This window comes from Streptomyces sp. NPDC055287 (assembly GCF_053646035.1).
On record NZ_JBSHNE010000046.1, the window covers coordinates 1 to 19,139 of the forward strand.

The 19,139-nt window shown below is 68.2% G+C and carries 24 protein-coding genes and 1 pseudogene; 18 read left to right on the forward strand and 7 right to left on the reverse strand.

Features of this window, described 5'->3' with window-relative positions; translation table 11 throughout:
• Positions 1-31: 31 nt before the first annotated feature.
• A complete protein-coding gene (locus ACWIHY_RS35100) occupies positions 32-1,291 on the reverse strand; it encodes an IS110 family transposase (RefSeq protein ID WP_454380451.1) in 1,260 nt (419 codons plus the stop codon).
• Positions 1,292-2,212: 921 nt separating this feature from the next.
• On the opposite strand from ACWIHY_RS35100, the gene ACWIHY_RS35105 reads away from it, so the two are divergent.
• Genes ACWIHY_RS35105 through ACWIHY_RS35115 form a run of 3 tightly spaced genes read left to right on the forward strand, consistent with a single transcriptional unit; the run spans position 2,213 to position 3,737 of the window.
• Positions 2,213-2,443 carry a hypothetical protein gene (locus ACWIHY_RS35105; protein WP_454380453.1) on the forward strand — a complete coding sequence of 77 codons (231 nt, stop codon included), beginning with the start codon at positions 2,213-2,215 and terminating at the stop codon, positions 2,441-2,443.
• Positions 2,440-3,012, forward strand: a complete 573-nt coding sequence (locus tag ACWIHY_RS35110; RefSeq protein ID WP_454380454.1) for an RNA polymerase sigma factor — start codon at positions 2,440-2,442, stop codon at positions 3,010-3,012. The genes ACWIHY_RS35105 and ACWIHY_RS35110 overlap by 4 nt, the downstream gene beginning before the upstream one ends.
• The gene (locus tag ACWIHY_RS35115; protein WP_454380456.1) at positions 3,012-3,737 is read left to right on the forward strand and encodes a hypothetical protein; all 726 of its coding nucleotides are present in this window, start codon (positions 3,012-3,014) and stop codon (positions 3,735-3,737) included. The genes ACWIHY_RS35110 and ACWIHY_RS35115 overlap by 1 nt, the downstream gene beginning before the upstream one ends.
• Before the next feature lie 154 nt (positions 3,738-3,891).
• Here the strand turns inward: ACWIHY_RS35115 and ACWIHY_RS35120 are convergent, their stop codons facing one another.
• Positions 3,892-5,127, reverse strand: a complete 1,236-nt coding sequence (locus tag ACWIHY_RS35120; protein ID WP_454380457.1) for an IS30 family transposase — start codon at positions 5,125-5,127, stop codon at positions 3,892-3,894.
• A gap of 100 nt (positions 5,128-5,227) precedes the next feature.
• On the opposite strand from ACWIHY_RS35120, the gene ACWIHY_RS35125 reads away from it, so the two are divergent.
• The 4 genes from ACWIHY_RS35125 to ACWIHY_RS35140 all read left to right on the forward strand — a co-directional run bounded on the left by ACWIHY_RS35125 (position 5,228) and on the right by ACWIHY_RS35140 (position 6,368).
• Positions 5,228-5,401: a hypothetical protein gene (locus tag ACWIHY_RS35125; protein ID WP_454380459.1), complete on the forward strand. Its 174-nt coding sequence runs from the start codon at positions 5,228-5,230 to the stop codon at positions 5,399-5,401.
• Between the two features lie 68 nt (positions 5,402-5,469).
• A complete protein-coding gene (locus ACWIHY_RS35130; protein ID WP_454380460.1) occupies positions 5,470-5,727 on the forward strand; it encodes a hypothetical protein in 258 nt (85 codons plus the stop codon).
• A gap of 8 nt (positions 5,728-5,735) precedes the next feature.
• Positions 5,736-6,104: a hypothetical protein gene (locus tag ACWIHY_RS35135; RefSeq protein WP_454380499.1), complete on the forward strand. Its 369-nt coding sequence runs from the start codon at positions 5,736-5,738 to the stop codon at positions 6,102-6,104.
• Positions 6,105-6,170: 66 nt separating this feature from the next.
• A complete protein-coding gene (locus ACWIHY_RS35140) occupies positions 6,171-6,368 on the forward strand; it encodes a hypothetical protein (RefSeq protein ID WP_454380461.1) in 198 nt (65 codons plus the stop codon).
• A gap of 26 nt (positions 6,369-6,394) precedes the next feature.
• Here the strand turns inward: ACWIHY_RS35140 and ACWIHY_RS35145 are convergent, their stop codons facing one another.
• Entirely contained in the window at positions 6,395-6,541 is a 147-nt protein-coding gene (locus tag ACWIHY_RS35145) for a hypothetical protein (RefSeq protein WP_454380462.1), read from the reverse strand.
• Between the two features lie 101 nt (positions 6,542-6,642).
• Between ACWIHY_RS35145 and ACWIHY_RS35150 the strand changes: the two genes are divergently transcribed.
• Positions 6,643-6,786 (forward strand): DUF6233 domain-containing protein, encoded by a 144-nt coding sequence (locus tag ACWIHY_RS35150; RefSeq protein ID WP_454380463.1) that lies wholly within the window; start codon positions 6,643-6,645, stop codon positions 6,784-6,786.
• A 93-nt stretch (positions 6,787-6,879) separates the two neighbouring features.
• A complete protein-coding gene (gene ku, locus ACWIHY_RS35155; protein ID WP_454380465.1) occupies positions 6,880-7,653 on the forward strand; it encodes a non-homologous end joining protein Ku in 774 nt (257 codons plus the stop codon).
• A gap of 93 nt (positions 7,654-7,746) precedes the next feature.
• Here ku and ACWIHY_RS35160 read toward each other — a convergent pair whose 3' ends face one another.
• Complete coding sequence (locus ACWIHY_RS35160; protein ID WP_454380466.1) at positions 7,747-7,986, reverse strand: hypothetical protein; 240 nt, start codon at positions 7,984-7,986, stop codon at positions 7,747-7,749.
• Between the two features lie 672 nt (positions 7,987-8,658).
• Here ACWIHY_RS35160 and ACWIHY_RS35165 point away from each other — a divergent pair.
• The 3 genes from ACWIHY_RS35165 to ACWIHY_RS35175 all read left to right on the forward strand — a co-directional run bounded on the left by ACWIHY_RS35165 (position 8,659) and on the right by ACWIHY_RS35175 (position 10,840).
• The gene (locus ACWIHY_RS35165) at positions 8,659-8,787 is read left to right on the forward strand and encodes a hypothetical protein (RefSeq protein ID WP_454380468.1); all 129 of its coding nucleotides are present in this window, start codon (positions 8,659-8,661) and stop codon (positions 8,785-8,787) included.
• A 72-nt stretch (positions 8,788-8,859) separates the two neighbouring features.
• Positions 8,860-10,083, forward strand: coding sequence for a hypothetical protein (locus tag ACWIHY_RS35170; RefSeq protein ID WP_454380469.1), 1,224 nt, complete (start codon positions 8,860-8,862; stop codon positions 10,081-10,083).
• A 529-nt stretch (positions 10,084-10,612) separates the two neighbouring features.
• Positions 10,613-10,840 carry a hypothetical protein gene (locus tag ACWIHY_RS35175; protein WP_454380470.1) on the forward strand — a complete coding sequence of 76 codons (228 nt, stop codon included), beginning with the start codon at positions 10,613-10,615 and terminating at the stop codon, positions 10,838-10,840.
• Positions 10,841-10,981: 141 nt separating this feature from the next.
• Here the strand turns inward: ACWIHY_RS35175 and ACWIHY_RS35180 are convergent, their stop codons facing one another.
• Both ACWIHY_RS35180 and ACWIHY_RS35185 read right to left on the reverse strand, forming a co-directional pair.
• Complete coding sequence (locus tag ACWIHY_RS35180) at positions 10,982-12,358, reverse strand: hypothetical protein (protein WP_454380471.1); 1,377 nt, start codon at positions 12,356-12,358, stop codon at positions 10,982-10,984.
• A gap of 41 nt (positions 12,359-12,399) precedes the next feature.
• Positions 12,400-12,558: a zeta toxin family protein gene (locus tag ACWIHY_RS35185; RefSeq protein ID WP_454380472.1), complete on the reverse strand. Its 159-nt coding sequence runs from the start codon at positions 12,556-12,558 to the stop codon at positions 12,400-12,402.
• A gap of 38 nt (positions 12,559-12,596) precedes the next feature.
• Between ACWIHY_RS35185 and ACWIHY_RS35190 the strand changes: the two genes are divergently transcribed.
• From ACWIHY_RS35190 to ACWIHY_RS35215, 6 genes and pseudogenes are all read left to right on the forward strand, one after another.
• Positions 12,597-13,184 carry a DUF4352 domain-containing protein gene (locus tag ACWIHY_RS35190; protein ID WP_454380473.1) on the forward strand — a complete coding sequence of 196 codons (588 nt, stop codon included), beginning with the start codon at positions 12,597-12,599 and terminating at the stop codon, positions 13,182-13,184.
• Between the two features lie 133 nt (positions 13,185-13,317).
• Positions 13,318-13,416, forward strand: a pseudogene (locus ACWIHY_RS35195) (DUF6879 family protein); the annotation flags it as partial.
• Complete coding sequence (gene tap, locus ACWIHY_RS35200; RefSeq protein ID WP_454380474.1) at positions 13,410-15,533, forward strand: telomere-associated protein Tap; 2,124 nt, start codon at positions 13,410-13,412, stop codon at positions 15,531-15,533. The pseudogene ACWIHY_RS35195 and the gene tap, both read left to right, overlap by 7 nt.
• Positions 15,534-15,539: 6 nt before the next feature.
• Complete coding sequence (gene tpg / locus ACWIHY_RS35205) at positions 15,540-16,094, forward strand: telomere-protecting terminal protein Tpg (protein WP_454380475.1); 555 nt, start codon at positions 15,540-15,542, stop codon at positions 16,092-16,094.
• A gap of 552 nt (positions 16,095-16,646) precedes the next feature.
• Positions 16,647-17,162 (forward strand): N-acetyltransferase family protein, encoded by a 516-nt coding sequence (locus tag ACWIHY_RS35210; protein WP_454380476.1) that lies wholly within the window; start codon positions 16,647-16,649, stop codon positions 17,160-17,162.
• Between the two features lie 242 nt (positions 17,163-17,404).
• Positions 17,405-18,187 carry a sensor histidine kinase gene (locus ACWIHY_RS35215; RefSeq protein ID WP_454380477.1) on the forward strand — a complete coding sequence of 261 codons (783 nt, stop codon included), beginning with the start codon at positions 17,405-17,407 and terminating at the stop codon, positions 18,185-18,187.
• Here the strand turns inward: ACWIHY_RS35215 and ACWIHY_RS35220 are convergent.
• Entirely contained in the window at positions 18,159-19,082 is a 924-nt protein-coding gene (locus ACWIHY_RS35220) for a recombinase family protein (protein WP_454380478.1), read from the reverse strand. The genes ACWIHY_RS35215 and ACWIHY_RS35220 overlap by 29 nt on opposite strands.
• Positions 19,083-19,139: the final 57 nt, after the last annotated feature.

Genomic DNA, 19,139 nt, shown 5'->3' on the forward strand with positions numbered 1-19,139 from the left:
CGCACACCAGCCGAGTTTGAACAACAACTGATCACGACACGTACGCTGTCACTCGTCGCATGAAACACGGTGTCCACTCCCCGGGATCAACCTCACTCTGCTCATCGAACAGCACCCGCTTCTGGATGCAGTGGTAGAGCTGGCCGATCAAGCGGTTGAAGAGGTTTCGCTGGGCGGCTGCGTGCCAGTCTCCGTGCTCGTCACGCCGTCTCCGGTAGTGCGCCATCGCACCTGGTGAGGCTCTGAGGGCGGAAAAGGCCCACAGGTAGCCGGCGTGGTTCAGACGGTCGTTCTTGACCCAGCGGCGGGTGATGCTGGACTTCTTCCCGGAGGCTCGGGTGATGGGCGAGGCGCCCGCGTAAGCCTTGAGACCGCGCGCGTCAGCGAAGCGGTTGCGGTCGTCTCCGATCTCGGCCAGCACCCGGGCGCCGAGCTGAGTGCCGAGGCCGGGGAAGCTGAGGATGATCTCAGCGTCCGGGTGCTGAGGGAACGCCTCGGCCACCGCCTTCGCAAGGTCGTCGGCGGCCGTGCAGGCGGCGTCCAACTGGACCAGAAGGGCAAGCATCTGCTTGCCCAGCGCGTCTTCGACGAGCGGCGGCTGGTGGGCCCAGTCGGCGCGGAACACTGCGCGGAGCCGCTCGGCCTCGGGCTCGATCCCCCGCTGACGGCCGGCTCGCTTGAGCGCCGCGCCAATCTGGGTCTTGCTCAGCCGGGCCGCCCGGGCTGGGGTCGGGGCGAGCTTCAGGAGTTCACGGGCTTCGGGTCGGCACAGGCCATTGGTCCAGGTGGCGAACGCGTCGAGTGCGGAGGGGTAGTACTCGCGCAGCAGCGACCGAAGCTGGTTGGAGATCTGCTGCCGGTTCCAGGTCGCGTCCTGCTGAGCCCGGGCGAGCACGGCGATGGCACGGGCCAAGTCGGAGTCTTGGGGCAGCGTGCGATGGGCGTGCATGTCAGTGCGGAGGATGTTCGCCAGGACGAGCGCGTCGCCGGGGTCGGACTTCGCGCGGGAGACGGAGCGCCGGTCGCGGTAGCGGGCGGCAGCCAGCGGATTGATCGCGAAGACCTGCCGCTTGCCAGCCCTGAGGACTGCCACGAGCAGGCCGCGGGAGGTCTCGATGGCAACCGGGATCGGGTCGTCCTCGGTGTCGCCGTACTCGGCGAGCAAGTCCAGCAGGATCTTGTAGCCGTCCGCATCATCAGAGATATGCCGTTTGGCCAGCAGCTGGCCGGTGTCGTCGACCAGGGCAACGTCGTGGGTTCGTTCCGCCCAGTCAATTCCGCAGTAGATCAAGTTGTTCCCTCCCCAAAGTGCGGGTGATTGCGCTGGTCACGAGCGCATGCGGGCCACGCAGCGACCTAATTCCAGGCCTCAACCGCCAAGGGCCGGGCCGACACCTCACAAGCCGTTCGTGGCACCAGCGCACCGAACGGGCCTCGGTCTGACCAGGAGCTCGAACAGCTCGGACGTAACAAGAGGTCATCCGCACGGCGGGCTCGCACCACCAACACCAACGAGTGATCAAGGAATCGAGTGGTGGCGATCGCGAGAGCGCCGGACGCTGCCTCTCTGCGGTAAGGCCTCGGTGGCCAGAAACGATGTGGGCCTTCGTCCGGCGCTCACGCGATCACCACGAGCAACGGACCGCGCGCCGATCTATAGCAAGGCGTCGCCCGCCGGGCTGACACGAGACGTCACGGTCCATCACTCGAACACGCCCCGGCAGAGCCACCCGCACTGCCAGAGGCCTTAGCAACGAATTAGAAACGATGCCCCTGTCGTGAGTTCTCGAAGCCCTCGCCCTCGCCCTCGGTGAAGCCGGATGCTCGCCCTGAGCGGGGGCATCGACCCAGCCCGCGTATAGCGGCAGGCATCGGTTCGCGGGCGTGGGGCGTACGCCGCATCGCGGCAATGGTGATCACGTTTGCGAAGTCTCTGTCTGGCGTGTTCATGCAGGTAGTGCGCCAGGCGGACAGCGGTGGCGGTCCTCGGCGTATGCGCGCGTTACCGATGTGATTAGCGTCACGTGACAGTGTGGGGGTGCAGGTCACACAGGGTGTCACCGAACGAATGATCACGTTCCGAAAAGAGCATGTGCCGCAGAGTTACCCCCGAGGCCTCCTTTGAACGGTGTAGGGGTGAGAGAACCGACTCTCGCTCGTCCTGGCTCGCAACGACGCGTGTCAGAAGCCGACTTGGAACGAAGGAGGGTCCGTGAGGCTTCACCAGGTCCGGTGTGCGACGGCGCGAGCCGTCGCACACCAGCTGCCCGACGCGGGCTTCGACCGCGGTCTTTGCCGTGGCGTCCGCATCGCCTCGCAGGCTCGCCCGGAGCATCGCTCCGCTGTGCGCGTCGCGCCGCTGCATCCCTCGCAGCAGAACAAGCTGGCGCCGCAGGGGCTGCGCCGCATCCCGCTTCCTCCATGCCAGCGGGAGGTGCGGTGAACGATTCGTCCGGACAGGGCAGCGACCTGACGCGGCCGGCTGAACTGCACGCCTTCGAGGTGTTCTTCGCCAGGCGCAAGGATGACTTCCTGCGCATCGCGGTACGGCGGTTGCGCAACCTGCACGACGCCGACGAGGCCCTCATGGACGCAGGGATACAGATGTCCCGCAAGTGGCCCCGGATCGAAGCCCATCCCAATCCACTCGCCCTCGCCCACATGATCCTTCGCGCGGCGATCACCGACTTCTACCGCAAGCGTGCCCGCCACATCAGCCGCGAAGTGTCCATTCCGGGAACGTCGTACACCGCGTACGCCGACACACCCACGGTCGACGACATCCTCTTGCTGCGCGGCTACGACCGGCTTGACCACGCCCTTGACCGCCTTCGGGCACGGGCACCGCAGCAGGCCGAATGCGTCCGGCTGCGTTATCTCGAGGACCAGACCGTCGACGAAATCGCTGTGCACCTCAACATCACGAAAGAAGCCGCCAAGGCCAACATTCAAAAGGGACGAAAGAACCTGCAAGCCCTCATGGACCCCGAACCGGGGAAAGGGGATTCCTGATGATCGAAGAAACCTTGCGCGGCGAGGCGCAGGTACTCCACGACATGATCAGCACACACGACACCGACGACTTCATGCAGCGCCTCGCCGTTCGTATCGCCCAGGACGCCGCCCGCCCGGCCAGGGTGCAGGTGGGATCCGGCCCGCAGCCCGCAGAGGAGGAAGAAGAGCCGGCGGGGCCCGTTGCGCCACCGCCGTCGTACAAGCCACTCGTTCAGCGGTCCACCCGCCCCCGCATCCGCAGGGCGCTGCGCCGCCGCCCCACCCCGATCATCACGCCCGACCCAACGGTGCGCCCCGCAGCGGTACTCGACTACGTGCGGCGCACCTGTGAGAGCGTGCTGCGCTCCGACGACATCGAAACGCTGCTGGCCTTCGACAGTGACTACGACCAAACGGGCGCCCGTACCTTCGCCTGCCTGCTCTACACCATCGACCGCTGCGAAAGCGCCCTGTACTGGTGGCGCTTCGCCGCCGGAGCCGGCGATCCTCTCGCCGCCCACCTGCTCGCCGCCCACCATGCCGGCGCCGACTGCGTGCAAGACGCCCGCCTGTGGCGGACCTTCGCCCGCATGCTGGGTTACACCCCTGACCGGCACCGCCCCCACCCTGTCCAGGGAAGAGCGCCCATAGCCGATGGCCTCGCCTGCCAAGCCCCGTGGAACACCGAGCTGCGCAACTTCATGACGTTCGAACAGCTCCCCGAGGCCCTCGTCAGGCCCTGACTCACACTCTGCGGCCGCGCTGGTGCCTCATGGCCGCGAGGCACCAGCGCAGCGCGGCAACGGCCACGTCACACCCCCTCCTGAAGACCGCACCGACACATCAGCCCCCGGATCACGCCAGGGCGAATTCCATGGGTCGTTGCAACACAGGTGATCAACTGGCTGTTGCCAGGAGCTTAGCGAGACGCTCGGCCGGGGTTTCCCAGCCGAGCGTTTTGCGTGGGCGGCTGTTGAGTTCGGCTGCGGCGGCGTGCAGGTCCTCGCGGTTGTAGCGGGAAAGGTCGGTGCCCTTGGGGAAGTACTGCCTCAGCAGGCCGTTCGTGTTTTCGTTGGAGCCGCGCTGCCAGGGGCTGCCGGGATTGCAGAAGTAGACCGGCATGTTCGTGGCGGTGGAGAAGAGGTGGTGGCCTGCCATCTCTATGCCCTGATCCCAGGTCAGTGACCGCCGCAGGTGGGGCGGGAGTCCGCTGATCGTGGCGGTGAGAGCCTGATGGAAGGGTTCTGCCCGGTGGCCGTCGGGCAGGTGCACCAGCATGGTGAAGCGGGTCGTGCGTTCGACCAGTGTGCCGATCGCGGAGCCGTTGTTAGCACCGACGATGCAGTCGCCTTCCCAGTGGCCGGGAATGGCGCGGTCGGCTGCTTCGACCGGGCGGTCGCTGATCATCACCATGGGCGCGGTGAAGCGGGGCTGACGCTTGTAGGCCCGGCGCTGGGGGCGCCGGCGGGCCCGTCCGGTCCGCAGGGCCTTGGTGAGTTCACGGCGGAGTTCACCGCGGCCTTGAACGTAGAGCGCCTGGTAGATCGTCTCGTGTGCCACGCGCATCTCAGGGTTGTCGGGGAAGTCCCGGCGGATCTGGTGGGCTATCTGTTCCGGACTCCAGCGTCTTTCCAGACGCTCCTGGATGTAGTCCCGCAGCCGGGTGCACTGGCCGATTTTCCCGGGCTTGGGCCTGGGGCGGCGGGCGTCGGCCCTGCTCTGAGCAGCGTAGGGCCGGTAGGACCATCGGGCGGCGTCCCCACGCTCCGGTATTCCATTGCGGCGTATCTCCCGGCTGATCGTGGAAGGGCTGCGGTCCAGCTCTGTGGCGATCGCTCGGACGGTGGCGTTCTCCCGTAGCCGGTCGGCGATGTGGATGCGCTCAGGTTCAGAGAGATACCGGGACAGCGAAGAGGCCGCTCGCCCAGGACGGGCGGGCGGCCTCGGCCGCTTCTTGCCGCCCTCGGGACGGCCGTTACGCCATTCGCGACCCGTCCGAGGGTTGACGCCGGGAGGTCGGCTGGCCTCCGCGTTGTTGAGTCCCTGCTGCACGAGCCGGAAGTATTCCTCCCGCTCCCGGTGCAGCTTCCGGCGCCCTTGTTCCTTCCGGCTATCCCGGATCTTGAAGTCCATCGCGTCCCCTGAACTGGGGTGTTGCGACGACCACTAGAACTCAAGCACACGGGCGACCGGGGGCTGCCGACCATGCCCGAATTCCGTCAAGGAGCACCCGATGCCCCCCATCCCGGATCCTCCCGCTCCCCGCCCCGGTCCGCTGACCCGCTTCGTGCGCTGGGCAGCCCGCCGTCGGCGCACTGCCCTCATGCACCTGCTGCGCGGAGTCTGTTACGGCACCGGAACCGCCCTGGCCGGAGTCCTCGGCGTGTGGGTCCAGAGCCGTCTGTGATTGTTCGTCGACTGGCGGCGGGTACGGGTACGTACCCGTACCCTTGGGGGATGGGAAGGAGTACGACGATGTCTGATGCCAATGTCCGAATCCCCGAGGAAGCCAAGGACCGGCTCGCCGCCATCGCGGCCGCCGAGGGCCTGTCGCTGCGCGCTTACCTGGCCCGCCTCGCCGAAACCCTCTTGACTCCGCAAGAGCGCGCCGAGCGCGCGGAGCAGGCCCGTGCGGCACTGAAGGAGTGGAACGGCTACGCCCCTTCCACGGCTGAGGAACATGACCTGGACAGCGAACTGGACCGGCGCCTTGCCGAGGTGAAGAGCCGGTGACCGAGGCCATGCACATCGTGCTGGACGAGACGGCGATGGCCGCCGCCGGCCAGGGCAACATCCTCGCCTCCCGGCTCATCCACCGCGCCCACGCCGAATCCGGCTGGTTCCTCTACGCCCCGGCGTGCGCACTGGTCGAGGCCGACCGTGCCCGGCCGGGAACAGCCGAACATTTGGCCGCATTACCCGGCATCACCGTCGTCGACCTGGACCTGGCCGCCGCCCTGACCGTGGCGCGCCAGGAAACATGGGCGGCAGCGCACAGTCAGTACGCGGCGCAGCCCACGCCCGACCGGCCGGACGGCGCGATTGTCGCCACCACCGTCCCGAAGCGGTGGGAGGGAGAGCCGGTCCGCGTCTTGGACTTGAACCCCTGAAACGGCCTCGCGCCGAGGCGAGTGGTGTTCCGGGGTGATGTCAGACCTGCGGATTAGGATCCGGCCGTGGCAATCGAACTGAATGATGAGCTCATCGAGCTCGAACGGGCTGCGTGGGCCGAGCAGCAGGCGAACGCATTGACGGCGGAGACTGCTGCGCGGGTGCATATGGCGATCACTGAGCATGCCCGGGCGACGGGGCAGAACAGGTGCGAAGTGGAGAAAGAGCTCAAGCGGGTTGTCCGGCATCCTGCCGTGGCGTAGCCCACCGGAGCACACGAGCCCCGGCCTCATCGTTCGAGGTCGGCGCTCTGGCGTGCCCGGATCGGCGTAGAATCGAACTTGTGTCCGATGAAGCGCCGTCGCGTATCGAGCTGCTCCGGTTTCTGGAGCGTGTACAGCTCCAGCAGCTGGACCAGACCCGGCGCTGGCTGCATGAGGAGGAGCGGCGTCAGGCCGAGGTCGCGGCCCGTCAGCCTCCTCCTCCGCCTCCGGACTGGGTGATCCAGCTGGGCATTGGCGCGGGTCGGCCCCCCCCATGGCGGTACACGTCGGCGGCTGCGGCCTTGCGGGTGGACGCCCTCGGGCTATCGATCGCACGCAGGCCCTCCGCGCTCTTGCCGACGGCGTCGCCCCTTGCCAGGTGTGCAAGCCTGACCGTGACCTCGGCTACCTGGGCTGAGTTATGCCGGCTTCGTAGGTGAGGACGCAACCCACCGACAAAGCCACGCGGGCTTGAGGTGCGTTCCGGCCGACGGCGGCTGAGGCTGGAGACATGAGGGCGACGTGGTCGGGGCTGATCCAGTTCGGGATGGTCGCGCTGCCCGTCCGGCTGTACGCGGCTACCGAGGAGCGTCCTGTACGGCTCCACGAGATTCACACCACGGACGGCAGCAGGGTTGAGCACAGACGCTTCTGCCGGGCGGAGGGCAGGGAGATCTCCGACGAGGAAGTCGGGCGTGGCGCGGAGCTGCCGGACGGCCGCATGGTGCCGCTGACGGAGGAGGACCTCGCCTTTCTGCCGTTGCCGACGAAGCAGGTTGTTGAGGTGCTCGGCTTCGTGCCGGGACAGGACATCGACCCGATCAGCTACAGCCGGCCGTACTTCGTAGGGCCTGGTGCCCCAGGTGCTGACCGGCCCTACGCCCTCCTCGTAGAGGCCCTCGCCCGAACCGGCTACGTGGGCGTGGCCAAGATCGCCATCCGGCGTCGCGAGCGACTCGCCGTGTTGCGGCCACGGCACGGGGTCCTCGTTCTTCAGACTCTGCTCTGGGAGGACGAGCTGCGCGAGCCAGGGGACCTGGCCTCGTCTGCGCCGGTCACGGACCGGGAGCTGGAGCTCGCCGAGGTTTTGATCAGGCAGCTGACCGGCATCGAAACGCGCGAGCTGCATGACGAGTACGCGCACGCCCTTGAGCAGCTGGTCACCGCCAAGGCGTCGGGTGAGGGGCTGGCCGAGCCGGCGGAGGGCGGACCGTCGCCAGCGGTGGACCTGATGGCGGCGTTGGAGGAAAGCGTACGGACCGCGCGGGCCGCACGCGGGGACTGAATGATGACGAGGCGCTCGCATTTGCGGTGTGCCTGAGGCCAAAGCAGGTGGTCAGGCAGCGTGCCGCTCGTGACCGTCCGCGGGGGTCGGCGCTTATACGCGCCAGTCCTGTAGGGCGAGCCCACCTTCGTAAACAGCGTCGAGCCGGGCCTCTACGAGAAGAAGGGTGCCGGGTAGTTCCCGTATGGGCAGGCCCGTCGCCGCAGTGATGACCCGTGTTGCGGCTGGCGCCAGGATCAGCCCGCCGTACCGGTCGGCCAGCGACAACAACGTCGTTGTGTCCCCGGCCCTGACAACAGTGGCGAGCGTGTTGGTGTGCTGCAGCGCCTGCATGCGGACCACCCCTTCCCGTATGACGTGGGGGTGGTCAGGGGCGTCGACCCTCCCGGGGGAGGCCGGGAGGGACGGCGAGGGCCGTCCGCGTGGCGGCACTCGGGCGGGCCGGGTGGAGGATCTCTGCCTGGAGGGGAAGAGGATCACCGCTGTCACAGCATTGCACTGGTTTCAGCCACACAACAGGGTTCTGACTGGAATGCGTTGCAGGTGGTCGACGCCCACGATCATCACGAGTTGGAGGGGCCGGCCCGCCGCGGAGGCGGTCCGCCGCCTGGACGCGCTGGGCCAGCGGGCCGGCTTCACCAGCCAGGTCGTCCTCGACCCGGCCCGCCGAAGGGCTGCCCGAGCATGGCGGCTGTCAGCCGCTGGCCTGCCAGAACGTCGCCCTGACCGCAGCGAACCGGGAGCAGTGGCAAGCCGAACTCGCTGCGATCACCGCACGTCTCACAGCCCCGCTGCTGCCTCCCCCGCTGCTGGAGGCACGTCTGACTCAGCGCCGGGACGAGATCGCCCGGTTCCTTGACCGCACCGTCCCGGAGGAACCGTGACCCGCAGGACCGACTTGCCCAGTCCCACACGCGTCGCCAAAGACCTCGATGACCTGCTTGGCCCGCACGTTCGGCCTGTCCAACACCACCTTCCGGCGGAACTTCCCCGACGCCGTCCAGAATGAAGCTGGCCATCGCCCAGATCCACCGGCTCTCCGTCGAGAACCACAGGCTGCGGGTCGAACTCGAAGCATCCAATGGCGTCACCCGGCTCGTCGACCGCATCCCGAGCCGCCGAAACCCTCAATAGTTCAGGCTGCCGGCTACATCACCGGGCGCTGGCTCGGGGTCCCTTGTCAGTAGCAGGCCCCACACTGGTCCTATGAACCCGGGCAGCACGCTCTTCAGCAATGGCCGTCTTGCCGACACCCTGAACCACCAGCTCGGCAAGATCGCTAACGCGGTCGCCGGATGGAACGAAGACGCCATTCTGTCGCTTCCCCTGAGCGACGTCGTTGAGGCGCTCAAAGAGCAGTTCGTAGTCGAGCCGATCGTCCTCGACCGGGACGGCATAACCGCCGAACCGATCGAGGACGGCTTCATACCGACCCGCCAATTCGGCGAGACCGTCAGCATCAGGGCGACGACCGTGACCCTGGTAGTTCCCTACACCGGAGACCGCAAGCTCCTCATGCTCCGGCCCGACCGCTTCACTCTCTCTCCCCCGACCGCAAACGTCAGGGACGGAGAGCTCCGTCTCTACTGGACCGAGCCCCTCAACCCCGACCCGAGCGCGATCCAGCAGAACATCGACAAGCAGCTCAACGACATCCAGCAGTGGGTGGACTCAAGCACCCTCCAGGTCAACGCCTACAACGAAGAGGCAGCCCAGCGGATCACCGGAGAGGTTCAGACCCGCAAGGACCGACTGCTGGCCAACCGCAACCTGCAAGCCTCCCTAGGCTTCCCCATGCGCAAGCGGCCCGACGCTGACACCTACGCGGTCCCGATCACCCGCAAGACGATCGTTCCGCGACGGACGGGACCCGCATCCCAGCCGTTCCGGCCGGAGCCAGCCCTCGCTGAGGGGCAATACGAGGCAGCTCTTGAAGTGCTGCTACACCAGAGAAACCAGCTCGAACGGTCCCCGAGCACCAGCGCCAAGATGGACGAGGAGCAGATTCGCGACCTCCTCCTGCTTCAGCTGAACGGCCACTTCAAGGGCGAAGCCGCAGGCGAAGTCTTCAACAACACGGGCAAGACCGACATCCTCATCCGCGTCGAGGACCGGCACATCTTCATCGGTGAGTGCAAAATCTGGCGCGGCCCCAAGACCATCATCGACACGCTCGATCAGCTCCTGAGCTACCTCACCTGGCGCGACACTAAGGCCGCGCTGCTGCTGTTCATCCGCTCGGGAAGCCCCAGCGACGTCATCGCCAAGGCCGTCATCAAGTTCCGCGAGCACCCGAACTACAAGCGCGACGGTCAGCACGCGACCGAGGAACGACACGACTTCGTCTTCGCCGCAAACAGTGACCCCGAGCGCGAGATCAAGCTCGCTTTTCTTCCCTTCCATCTCCCCAAGCCGCCCAACGACCGCTAGCTGAAAGCGGTCAGCGGTCAGCGGTCAGCGGTCAGCCACAAACACCCGCCAGAACGTCATCCGAGACCCGCCGTGCTGCACTCCAGCCCACGGTGGCCCTGCTTGCCCTGGTGGTGTGGGCCGAGTACAGACCGAGGGGCAGCTCAACGTTGTCTGTGGCGTCGACGGGTCGTCGGAGCCCAGGTGCCTCGCTGCCGACTGGGGCCGTGTCCACGTGGACCAGAAGCGTTCTCGGCCATCACACACCCCGAATCGGGCAGTTCTTCCCTCTTGTGGCGTGTCGCTGCGTGGGCGGCGTGATGATCGGCGACACCAGTCTGGATCCGGAGCTTCCATGGAGGTAGCCGCTCGTGTCCGATCGAATCACTCTCGCCGACGACGCTGACCTCGCCCACCTGATCGATCTGATCGACATGCTGCCGCATCCGGAGGTGTCACGTTTCTGGGGGGGGAGGGCGAGCACAGTATTGGATCCAAGTTCGCGTACCGGCTCGAGGCCATCCTCAGTGGCCGGGGAGGGGCGCACGACGTGGACTACCTTGCGGTCTACGTGCTCAAGTACCTCGGACCGGGCAATAAGCACATTTTGCAGGAGCAGATCGCAAGCCATCTGCAAGGAGTGGGTGGTCTGCCTGCCGCGGGTCATGCATGGGTGGAGGATGCCACTCGCACCGCCTGGACACTGGTCAACCGCTACAGCCTTCCGCGCTGGCGAGGCCACCGGAAGACTCCCGGTGCTGCCTGGCTCGACGGCTGAGGCACGCCACCCCGAACCCCTGCACGGTCCGGCCGGCGAAGCTTTCTCCATTGCTGGCCACTCACCCTGGGCGGCGGTTTGGCCACTTGAACGCAGGCCGCCCGGCACCTGCTGGGCGGCCTGCGCACTTTTTTGTTCCGTCTACCCTCTGGTGCGCAGAAAGGTGCGCCGGGCGGTGACGAGCTCGCGCCACCGCGCGCGGGTGGCCTGTTCGCTGTCGAGCCATTGCGGCGCGGTGTCCCTGGCAGGGAGCGGGAGGCCGGCCATGAAGTGCGCGATGTCGGTGTAGTAGGCGTAGTCGCCGCCCTGGGTCAGTTCGCGTAGTCGGGAGATGGTGGCTGTCAGTGCGTCGTGGTCTTCCAGTACGGCTTGGTGGAAGGCGGCTGCCAGCTCGAGGGTGGGTGTCATGGAAGTGAGGCCCGCGACGTCGAGCTCTGTGCGCAGGGCGCGGACGCGGTCTTCGAGCCCGGGGTGGCCGGCGTCTCGGATGAGAGCGGCGATGGCCGCGTTGATCCTGGACGCACGCAGGTCGAGGTGCGCGAGGAGCTGTTCAGCCAGGTCGACTTCGTCGTCGGCCTGGTGGGGGTCGAAGAAGGCGACGGCGAGGGCGCGCAGGGCCTGATTGTGGGCGGCCTCGCCGGACTTCGCGTGCTGTTCGGCTTCGATGCGCCCGGCCAGGTAGGCGGCGGCCGCGCGGACTGGCTCTCCCTGCAACCACCACACGTCGCCCAGGACCCGCTGGTGGCGGCCCTCCCAGCCCAGCGTTTGCGCGGCGGCGAAGGTGGTGGGGAAGTCCCCGGCGAGGCGCGCGGCTTGGGCCAGTCCGCGCCGGGCGGCCTGGGCCAGGCGGCCGCCGCCGTCGACAACCTGCTGGTAGCCGCGGCGTGAGTCCGCGCTGTGTCCGATGTCGCGCAGTGCCTTGGCCCGGTAGTAGACGGCCATCTCGTGCAATTCGGTAGGCAGGAGGCCGGAGTCGATGACGGCGGTGAGTCGGGTGACGGTGTGTGCGCGGTGTTCGCGTTGCCGGCGTGCCAGGGCGCTGAGGGTTTCCACCAGGGCGTCGGCCGGCGTCTGCAGTGCGGCGGCTTCGTGGTCGTGGGCGGGTGGGGCCAGGGGCTCCCACACGGAGTCGCCGATGTAGGTGAAGGCGGCCTCGATGAGCCAGTCCAGTTCGAGGCTGAAGTCTCTGGCCAGGCGCAGGCCCTGGCGCAGGCAGCCGATCAGCATGGCGCGGTCGCGCCGTGGCCCGTGGCTCCATTCGTGGCCCAGGGCGGTCAGGGCGCGCATCGCTGCCCGTTGCCAGTCCTGGGGGGACCAGCGGTCGTCTGTGTGGTCTTCGGCGTGACGGATCGCGGAGCGGACCACCTGGTGGAGGTGGAAGGGCCACAGTCCCGTCGGCTCGTCGCGGATGAAGGGGCGCTCGGTGAGCCGCAGTGCCGCCGCATCATGAGTGAGTCCTGCCACCTGGGTGGCCAGAGGTACCGAGAAGGCGTCCAGGAGGGAAACCGAGCGCAGCACGTGTCGTTCATCGGTGGTCAGGTCGCTGACCGTGCGGGAGATCAGGGCGGGGAAGTCGCCGAATGAGCGGCCTTGTAGAGGTCGCGGCCGACCAGCACCGCGCCGCCCCGCTGGTCAAGGACTGTCAGCAGGAGATCGCAAAGAGTGGACTTTCCGCTCCCTGGCGGTCCGGCGACGAGCACCTGCGGGCGCGGGTCCACACTGGACCTATAACCAAGCTCGAAGAAGATGATCCACCATGCGGTACCGGAAGACAGCCGCAGCGTCGGCAGCTCTGGCCGGGGCGCTGACGCTGGGGGGCGTGGTGGCCTGCGGAGGAGACGACGACCCCGCGTCGCCGCAGCGACAGGAACAGCAGCAGGAGACGCCGCAGCGACAGGAGCAACAGGAGGAGACGCGGACACAGACGCTGAGGGTGGGGGACAGCGGTGAGTTCCGCTTCACCAGTGCCGTCAGCAACAAAGTGGCCGACTTCAAGCTCACCGTGCACGGTGTCCAGTACGTGAAGCGCCTGAGCGAGTACACCACGGACAGCGAGCAAGGCACCTACGTTGTGGTGGACGTGACGCTGGCCAACGTCGGAGCTACAAACGGCCACTTCCATAATCCGTTCCACTGGACGGGACCGGACGGCCAGGTACTCAGCACGGGCATCTTCCATCCCGAGAAGGAGAGCATCAGCACCAGCTACCTGCCTGGCGAGTACGTCAGGGGCGCGATCGTGTTCGACGTACCGGTCCGGGGCGGGACTCTGACCATGCCCGGTCCAGATAGCGGCTCTGACGTCTCGGACACCACAGTTGTGATCGAACTGCCGGATCAGTGACGAAGAAGATGATCGCTCATGCGAGCTACGACGTTGAGTTCCGCGAAGAGCCCGTGACCGATCCGCAGGTCCGTGACGACGCTCGCGCGGCGAAGGCCGCAATTCTCGAATACGACGACACCCATCCCGGCTGGTGGACTGGACGCCGAAAGACGCGACGCGAGAGGCCAGGATCATCGGCCTGGACGAGTTCGAGGACCTGTTCCGAACGTTCAAGCACACGGCATGGCGGCTGGAGACGCGTCGCCGGTACGCCATCGACGAGGAGACGGCCAACCGCGGCCGCCGGAGCGTGAGGCGTACGCACGGCTGCTCAAGCAGCTCGCGGAGCTCTACCCCGCCCCTGCCAACGCCGCCGCACCCGAGCAGGACACGGCGGTGCCCGAGACGTTCACCAGTCTCGCCGCGCCCGCGCCGCGCGAGGCCGAGGCCGCCGAATCGCGGAGTCTGTCCACAGGTTCGGCGCCGGACGCTGCGGTCATGACTACGGAACAGAACAACCAGCAGCGTGCCGCCAGCACCGCACCGTCCCGTCCGGCGGCGACGGCCAGGCCGTTGTCGACGTCGTGTCGTCCGGGCGTGAAGAAGGCCGCGGCGAAGCCCGCTGCCGATCCGGCCGCTTTCGACCCGCGCTTCGAGAACGGGCCGCTCGCGGTCGTCGACGTTGAGGACGGGCAGGTGTTCGCGTACTGCGTCGGCGGTCTGGTCCTGGACGTGCCCGCCAAGTCCATCCCGGCCCTGGTCGACTGGACCCTGTCCGAGGCGAAGCTCGGGCAGCCGAAGCTGAGCGGACCGGGTAAGGACGCCGATCCGCTGGTCGTGCTCACCGAGGCCGCGTGTGAGCGCTACGGCCTTCCGGTCCACCTCACTGACGAAGAGCGCCTGTCCGGGCGGCTGCCGGAGGGCCACAAGGTCATCAAGCAGCTCGCACGCGCCGAATGGCAGCTCACGAAGCGCGGGTTCGGGCCCTGGGCGAGGATCTACCGCCCGGCGAGGGGATCCGAGCGGATGTGCGTGCAGCTGTGTATTCCGTCCTGGAACGCGCTCGATGCCCGGCACTGGGGCGACGCCGCGCAGCTTCCGGCTGCGGAACTCGCCCGGCTGCTGGGCACATACGCGTCCCGGGTCATGACGCCACGCGGCTCCACCGCCGTGACCGGCCTGGAGCTGATGACCGCCCTGCACCCGCCGACCCGCGCCTCCGAGCCGGACGAGAACGGCAAGCGGCACAGCGAGCACAACCCCGGCAGCTTGGGGAAGGACCCGGTCGACTGCGCGCCGTGCGAGGCCCCCGACGGGCACCCCCTGCTCAAGGATCTGCCGCGCTTCCACAAGCGGGGCCCGGACGAGGTGCTGGTGGAGGAGGCGTACGACTGGGCGCGCCCGCTCACCGACGCGGAGTGCACCAAGCGCCACCTGGTGGGCATCGACGTCAACATGGCCTTCGCGGCCGGAGCGAACGGCACGATCGTGGGCCTGGGCGCGCCGACTCACGTGAAGAATCCGCAGTTCGACCCGAAGCTGCCCGGCGCGTGGCTGGTCGACCTTTCCCACGTCGACCTGTCCCGGGTGAAGTCAGGCAAGGAGTGGGTGGAGCTGGACAGTGAGCTGCTGCCCAGTCCTTTCACGCCGAAGGGCGACCGCCCGACGGAGCCGGCCTGGTACGCCACACCGACCGTGGCGTACGCGGTGGAGCTCGGTTACGACGTCGCGCCGACCGAGGCGTACGTCCGATACGACAACGGCCGCTACCTGGACGGCTGGTACAACCGGCTGCGCGACGCCTACGTGGCGACGATGGCCGACCTGGGCGTCACCGGCGACCTCTCGCCGGCCGACTTCCTGGCAGCGATGGACGGATACCGGCAGCGCGACCCCCAGATGGCGATCGTGGTCTCCGCGGTGAAGGCCACGGTCAAGGGCGGCATCGGCAAGCTGCGCGAGCGTCCCCGCGGCGAAGGCTGGCGCCCGGGTGAGCCATGGCGTGCCCTGTCCCGTCCGACATGGCGCCCGGACATCCGCGCGGCTGTCATCTCCCGCACGCGGATCAACATGCACCGCAAGCTGCTCAAGCACGCCGCCTTCACCGGCCAGTACCCGGTCGCGATCCTCTCGGACTGCGCCGTGTACGCCGTCGACGGCACGACACCACTGGACTTCGTGCCCTACCGGGACGGCAAGCCCCTGCCGGGCGGCTGGAGGCTCGGCGTCAGCCCCGGGATGGTCAAGCACGAAGGCACCCAGAGCGTGCTGTGGGGCGAGGGCGTACGGGAGGAGCACGGCCAGGACCTCAACCTCGCCCGATACATCAAGGACGGCCACATCACCCACACCGACGGCGGGGAGTAGACCGCGATGGCACAGCTCGGGGACGGCCTCAACCAGGCAGTCCAAAAAGCGTTCACCCGCCCGATCCCCAAGTCGGCGGGCGCCCAGATGCGCTACCTGGTCAAGCAGCTCAAGAGCACCAAGGCCGTGGCCCAGGCGCTCGGAATCTCCCAGCGCACGGTCGAGCGGTACGTCAAGGACCAGATCAAGAAGCCGCGCCCCGAGCTCGCCGCCCGCATACAGCGCGAGGTCAAGAAGCGGTGGCAGCCGCAGATCCGCGCCAAGGCGAAGGAGAGGGCCGCCACCACGGGCGGCATCGTCGTCGACACCCGCGCCCGCTTCGGCTACACCGCCGCCCCGGGCACCACCGACGACGGCCGCCTGCGCCACCTCACCGTGGCGCTGCCGCCAGAGTTCGCCGCCCGCCTCTTCGACGCCCAAGAGGCCGGGGCCAGTGAGCAGCAGCTGCGCGACATCGCCGCCGAAGGGCTCCAGGAGATCTACTTCAAGGACCGCGGCCGCCGCGCCGGCGGCCTCCTGGTCGAATTCACCGACCTCGAGCACATCGAGTTCGACCTGTAGTTCCCCGAGCAGCACTGAGGCCCGAACCGCGACGGTTCGGGCCTCACTCGCGTACCCGTGGGGGACGGATTCTCATGCACGCGATGTCGTAGTCAACGACGCCACCACACGCCGGTCACCCCGCACCAGCCGCGGGATCAGCAGAAAGCCGGCTCTCCTGCGCAGGCGGCCAGCGTGCTGTTCCGGTGTGTGCTGCCTCTCCCTGACATGTGCCCCCCAAGGCTTTCTGGATCCGGTTGAGAGGGCCTGAGCATGGCACTCCGCTTGCGGTCTCTGAGGGGTAAATGTGGGGGAAGGTCATCCAATTGTGATGAAAATGTGTGTGCGCCCCGAACGGGCTGCGTCCCCACCTGGCCGCGCGTCAGGTCCGGGGGCTCTGCGCGCAACTCCGTTGCGTAATCAAGTATGCGCATAACGTAATCGATATGGCCTGAACCCTTCTTGAGTCCGGCCGGGGAGCGGCAAAAGACTGCTCCTGTGCCAGAGACAGGCAGGGGCCGGGGAGGGGCCTCGCGCACATCAGCCATGCTCAAAATCTGAGGAGACCGCCACATGTCCGACACCGGGCATCGAAGCAGCGCACACCCGATCACGCTTACCGACGGCACTGCCACCCGGACCCGGGAGGTGGCCCACGCTGACCTCGGCCCCATCCAGGCGCTGCACCGCCGGTGCTCGCTGGGCAGCCGCGCGCTGCGCTATCACGCGGGCAAACTCGAGCTGTCCCGGGCCGGATGGCGGGTGCTGTCCGACCCGGAGTGCGGCACCACCTTGGTCACCACCACCGCCCAGCAGACGGACCGCATCATCGCCATGACCAACGTCATGCGCACCGATCAGCAAGGGGTCGGCGAACTCGCCGTGCTGATCGAGGACGCATGGCAGTCCAAGGGACTGGGCACCGCGCTGGCCGCGCACGCGGCCGATGTGGCCCGCCGGGCCGGCCACCACACCCTGACCGCCTCGGTCGCCGCGGTCAACGCACCCATGCTCCACGTCCTGGAGAGTCTGGACGCGCCGCCCACCCGCGCGACAGGGCCCGTCCTCGACATCCACATACCGCTGTAGCGGACCTCGGGCACCGGTCCGAGCCGACCCGCCACCCGGGCAGCCTCTGAGGCCCACTCAGGCGATCATCTCGCTCGCAGCGTTGACAGCGCGGCCGGCGAGGAGTGCAGCGTCTGCCACCGCTCGTCCGGCAACTCCGGATCGACGGTCAGCACGCTGGTGCCCATAGGTGCTCCGGCAGGAGTCTGTCCGGTCGGCCCGCCACATCGCCGCCTCGCCCCCCTCCCACACGCGAGTACCAAGTGGGTTGGGCACCACCATCCAGCAGCGCGGCACAAGCCCCAGGCCACAGCCGGTCTTCCTTCTTCGCCAACGTCAGCCACGAGTTCCGCACCCCGCTCACCCTGCTCCTGGGCCCGCTCCAACAGGCCCTGGCCGACGAGGACCGGCCCGAGCGGCGCGAGCAACTGGAGCTGGCCGAGCGAGGCGCCCTGCGCCTGCTGAAGCAGGTCAACACCCTCCTGGACGTCGCCAGGGCCGAGGCCGGGCAGATGCGCCCTGCCCTCGAGCCGGTCGACCTCGCCGGCGCCACGGCCGAGCTGGCCGGGGTGTTCCGCTCCGCCTTCGAGGCGGCCGGGCTGACGGTGGAGGTGAACTGCCCGCCGCTGCCCAAGCCGGTGTCCCTGGACCGGGAGATGTGGGAGAAGATCATCCTCAACCTGCTCAGCAACGCCCTGAAGTTCACCTTCACCGGCGGCGCCCGGGTGCAGGTGGCCGCGGCTGGCGACCGGGCCCGGCTGACCGTGACCGACACCGGCACCGGCATCCCCGCCGACGAGCTGCCGCGCCTGTTCGAGCGCTTCCACCGGGTCCGCGGCGCCCGCTCCCGCTCCCACGAGGGCAGCGGCCTCGGCCTGGTGCTGGTGAAGGACCTGGTGGAAGCGCACGGCGGCACCGTCGGCGTGGACAGCCGGCTCGGCCAGGGCACCACCGTCACCGTGGACCTCCCCTTCCGGCGTCGGGGATCAATCGAACGGTGGTTATCGGTGAGGTTGATCATGGTCCGGGTGGCACGAGGGTGCTGACCCGATTCTCGTACTCGCGCCGGGCCTTGCGCTGGGCCGGAACTGCCGGGACGCCCTGGGCTCCGTCGAGCGGTTGGCAGCGGTCGAGGAGACGGCGGTGCATGGCGGGAACGGCGCTGATGCGCAGGGTGTAACCCTGGCCGCGCCGTACGGTGACGCCCTGGTCGAGCGCGGCGCGCTCGTCGGGCTCCAGGTCGGCAGCGCGGAGGAAGTCGGCCACCATGCCCGGCATGTCGAGGACGATCGGCAGCTCAGGGGTCGGTGTGTCCGGGTCGGCGGCCGTGTCGGGCAGGAGATCCGCGACGGCGGTACGGATGGCGCCGCGGCTGACGTCGTGGTCGCGGGCGAGGGCCGCGATGGAGCGGCCTTCGAGGTATGCGATGCGCACGGCCTCGGTCTTCCCGGCCGGGACGGCCGGGCGGCGTCCGCCCTTGTTGCCCTTGGCCTCGGCCGCCCGCAGTCCGTCGTAGGTCAGCTCGCGCTGGAGGTCGCGTTGGAGTTCGCCGGCGGCGGCGAGGGTCTGCACCATGAACTTCACGGTGGACAGCAGCTCGCCGGTGCGCGGGTGGCGGGCGGTGAGGTCCATCGCGGAGAACGCGCCGTCGTGGATGCGCAGCGCCACCTGCTCGCGGTGCAGGACGTCGAGCACGTCGAGGATGTGCCCGGTGCCGCGGACGAGGCGGAACATCTCGGAGATGTGCACGGTGTCGCCCGGCCGTGCGTAGTCGAGGAGCGCGCGGAACTTCGGGCGCTGGAGGGGGTGGAGGCGGCTGGAGGTGCCGCCGTCCTCCTCGAAGACGACCGCGTCATCGATGCCGGCCTCGTCCAGGACGAGGTCCTGGCGGGCGGTGGACTGCTGGTCGGTCGAGACCCGCTTGTAGACCAGGTTCGCCACCGAGGACCCCTTCCGTGCGGAGGATCGGAACCTATCTGTCGTCAAACCCTGTCAGCA

Coding starts and splice junctions, on each gene's coding strand:
- ACWIHY_RS35115 (WP_454380456.1), top strand. CDS start 3,012: ATGATCGAAGAAACCTTGCGCGGCGAGGCGCAGGTACTCCACGACATG.
- ACWIHY_RS35120 (WP_454380457.1), bottom strand. CDS start 5,127: ATGGACTTCAAGATCCGGGATAGCCGGAAGGAACAAGGGCGCCGGAAG.
- ACWIHY_RS35125 (WP_454380459.1), top strand. CDS start 5,228: ATGCCCCCCATCCCGGATCCTCCCGCTCCCCGCCCCGGTCCGCTGACC.
- ACWIHY_RS35130 (WP_454380460.1), top strand. CDS start 5,470: ATGTCTGATGCCAATGTCCGAATCCCCGAGGAAGCCAAGGACCGGCTC.
- ACWIHY_RS35135 (WP_454380499.1), top strand. CDS start 5,736: ATGCACATCGTGCTGGACGAGACGGCGATGGCCGCCGCCGGCCAGGGC.
- ACWIHY_RS35145 (WP_454380462.1), bottom strand. CDS start 6,541: ATGCAGCCAGCGCCGGGTCTGGTCCAGCTGCTGGAGCTGTACACGCTC.
- ACWIHY_RS35150 (WP_454380463.1), top strand. CDS start 6,643: ATGGCGGTACACGTCGGCGGCTGCGGCCTTGCGGGTGGACGCCCTCGG.
- ku (WP_454380465.1), top strand. CDS start 6,880: ATGAGGGCGACGTGGTCGGGGCTGATCCAGTTCGGGATGGTCGCGCTG.
- ACWIHY_RS35160 (WP_454380466.1), bottom strand. CDS start 7,986: ATGCAGGCGCTGCAGCACACCAACACGCTCGCCACTGTTGTCAGGGCC.
- ACWIHY_RS35165 (WP_454380468.1), top strand. CDS start 8,659: ATGAAGCTGGCCATCGCCCAGATCCACCGGCTCTCCGTCGAGAACCAC.
- ACWIHY_RS35170 (WP_454380469.1), top strand. CDS start 8,860: ATGAACCCGGGCAGCACGCTCTTCAGCAATGGCCGTCTTGCCGACACC.
- ACWIHY_RS35190 (WP_454380473.1), top strand. CDS start 12,597: ATGCGGTACCGGAAGACAGCCGCAGCGTCGGCAGCTCTGGCCGGGGCG.
- tap (WP_454380474.1), top strand. CDS start 13,410: ATGGCGGCTGGAGACGCGTCGCCGGTACGCCATCGACGAGGAGACGGC.
- tpg (WP_454380475.1), top strand. CDS start 15,540: ATGGCACAGCTCGGGGACGGCCTCAACCAGGCAGTCCAAAAAGCGTTC.
- ACWIHY_RS35210 (WP_454380476.1), top strand. CDS start 16,647: ATGTCCGACACCGGGCATCGAAGCAGCGCACACCCGATCACGCTTACC.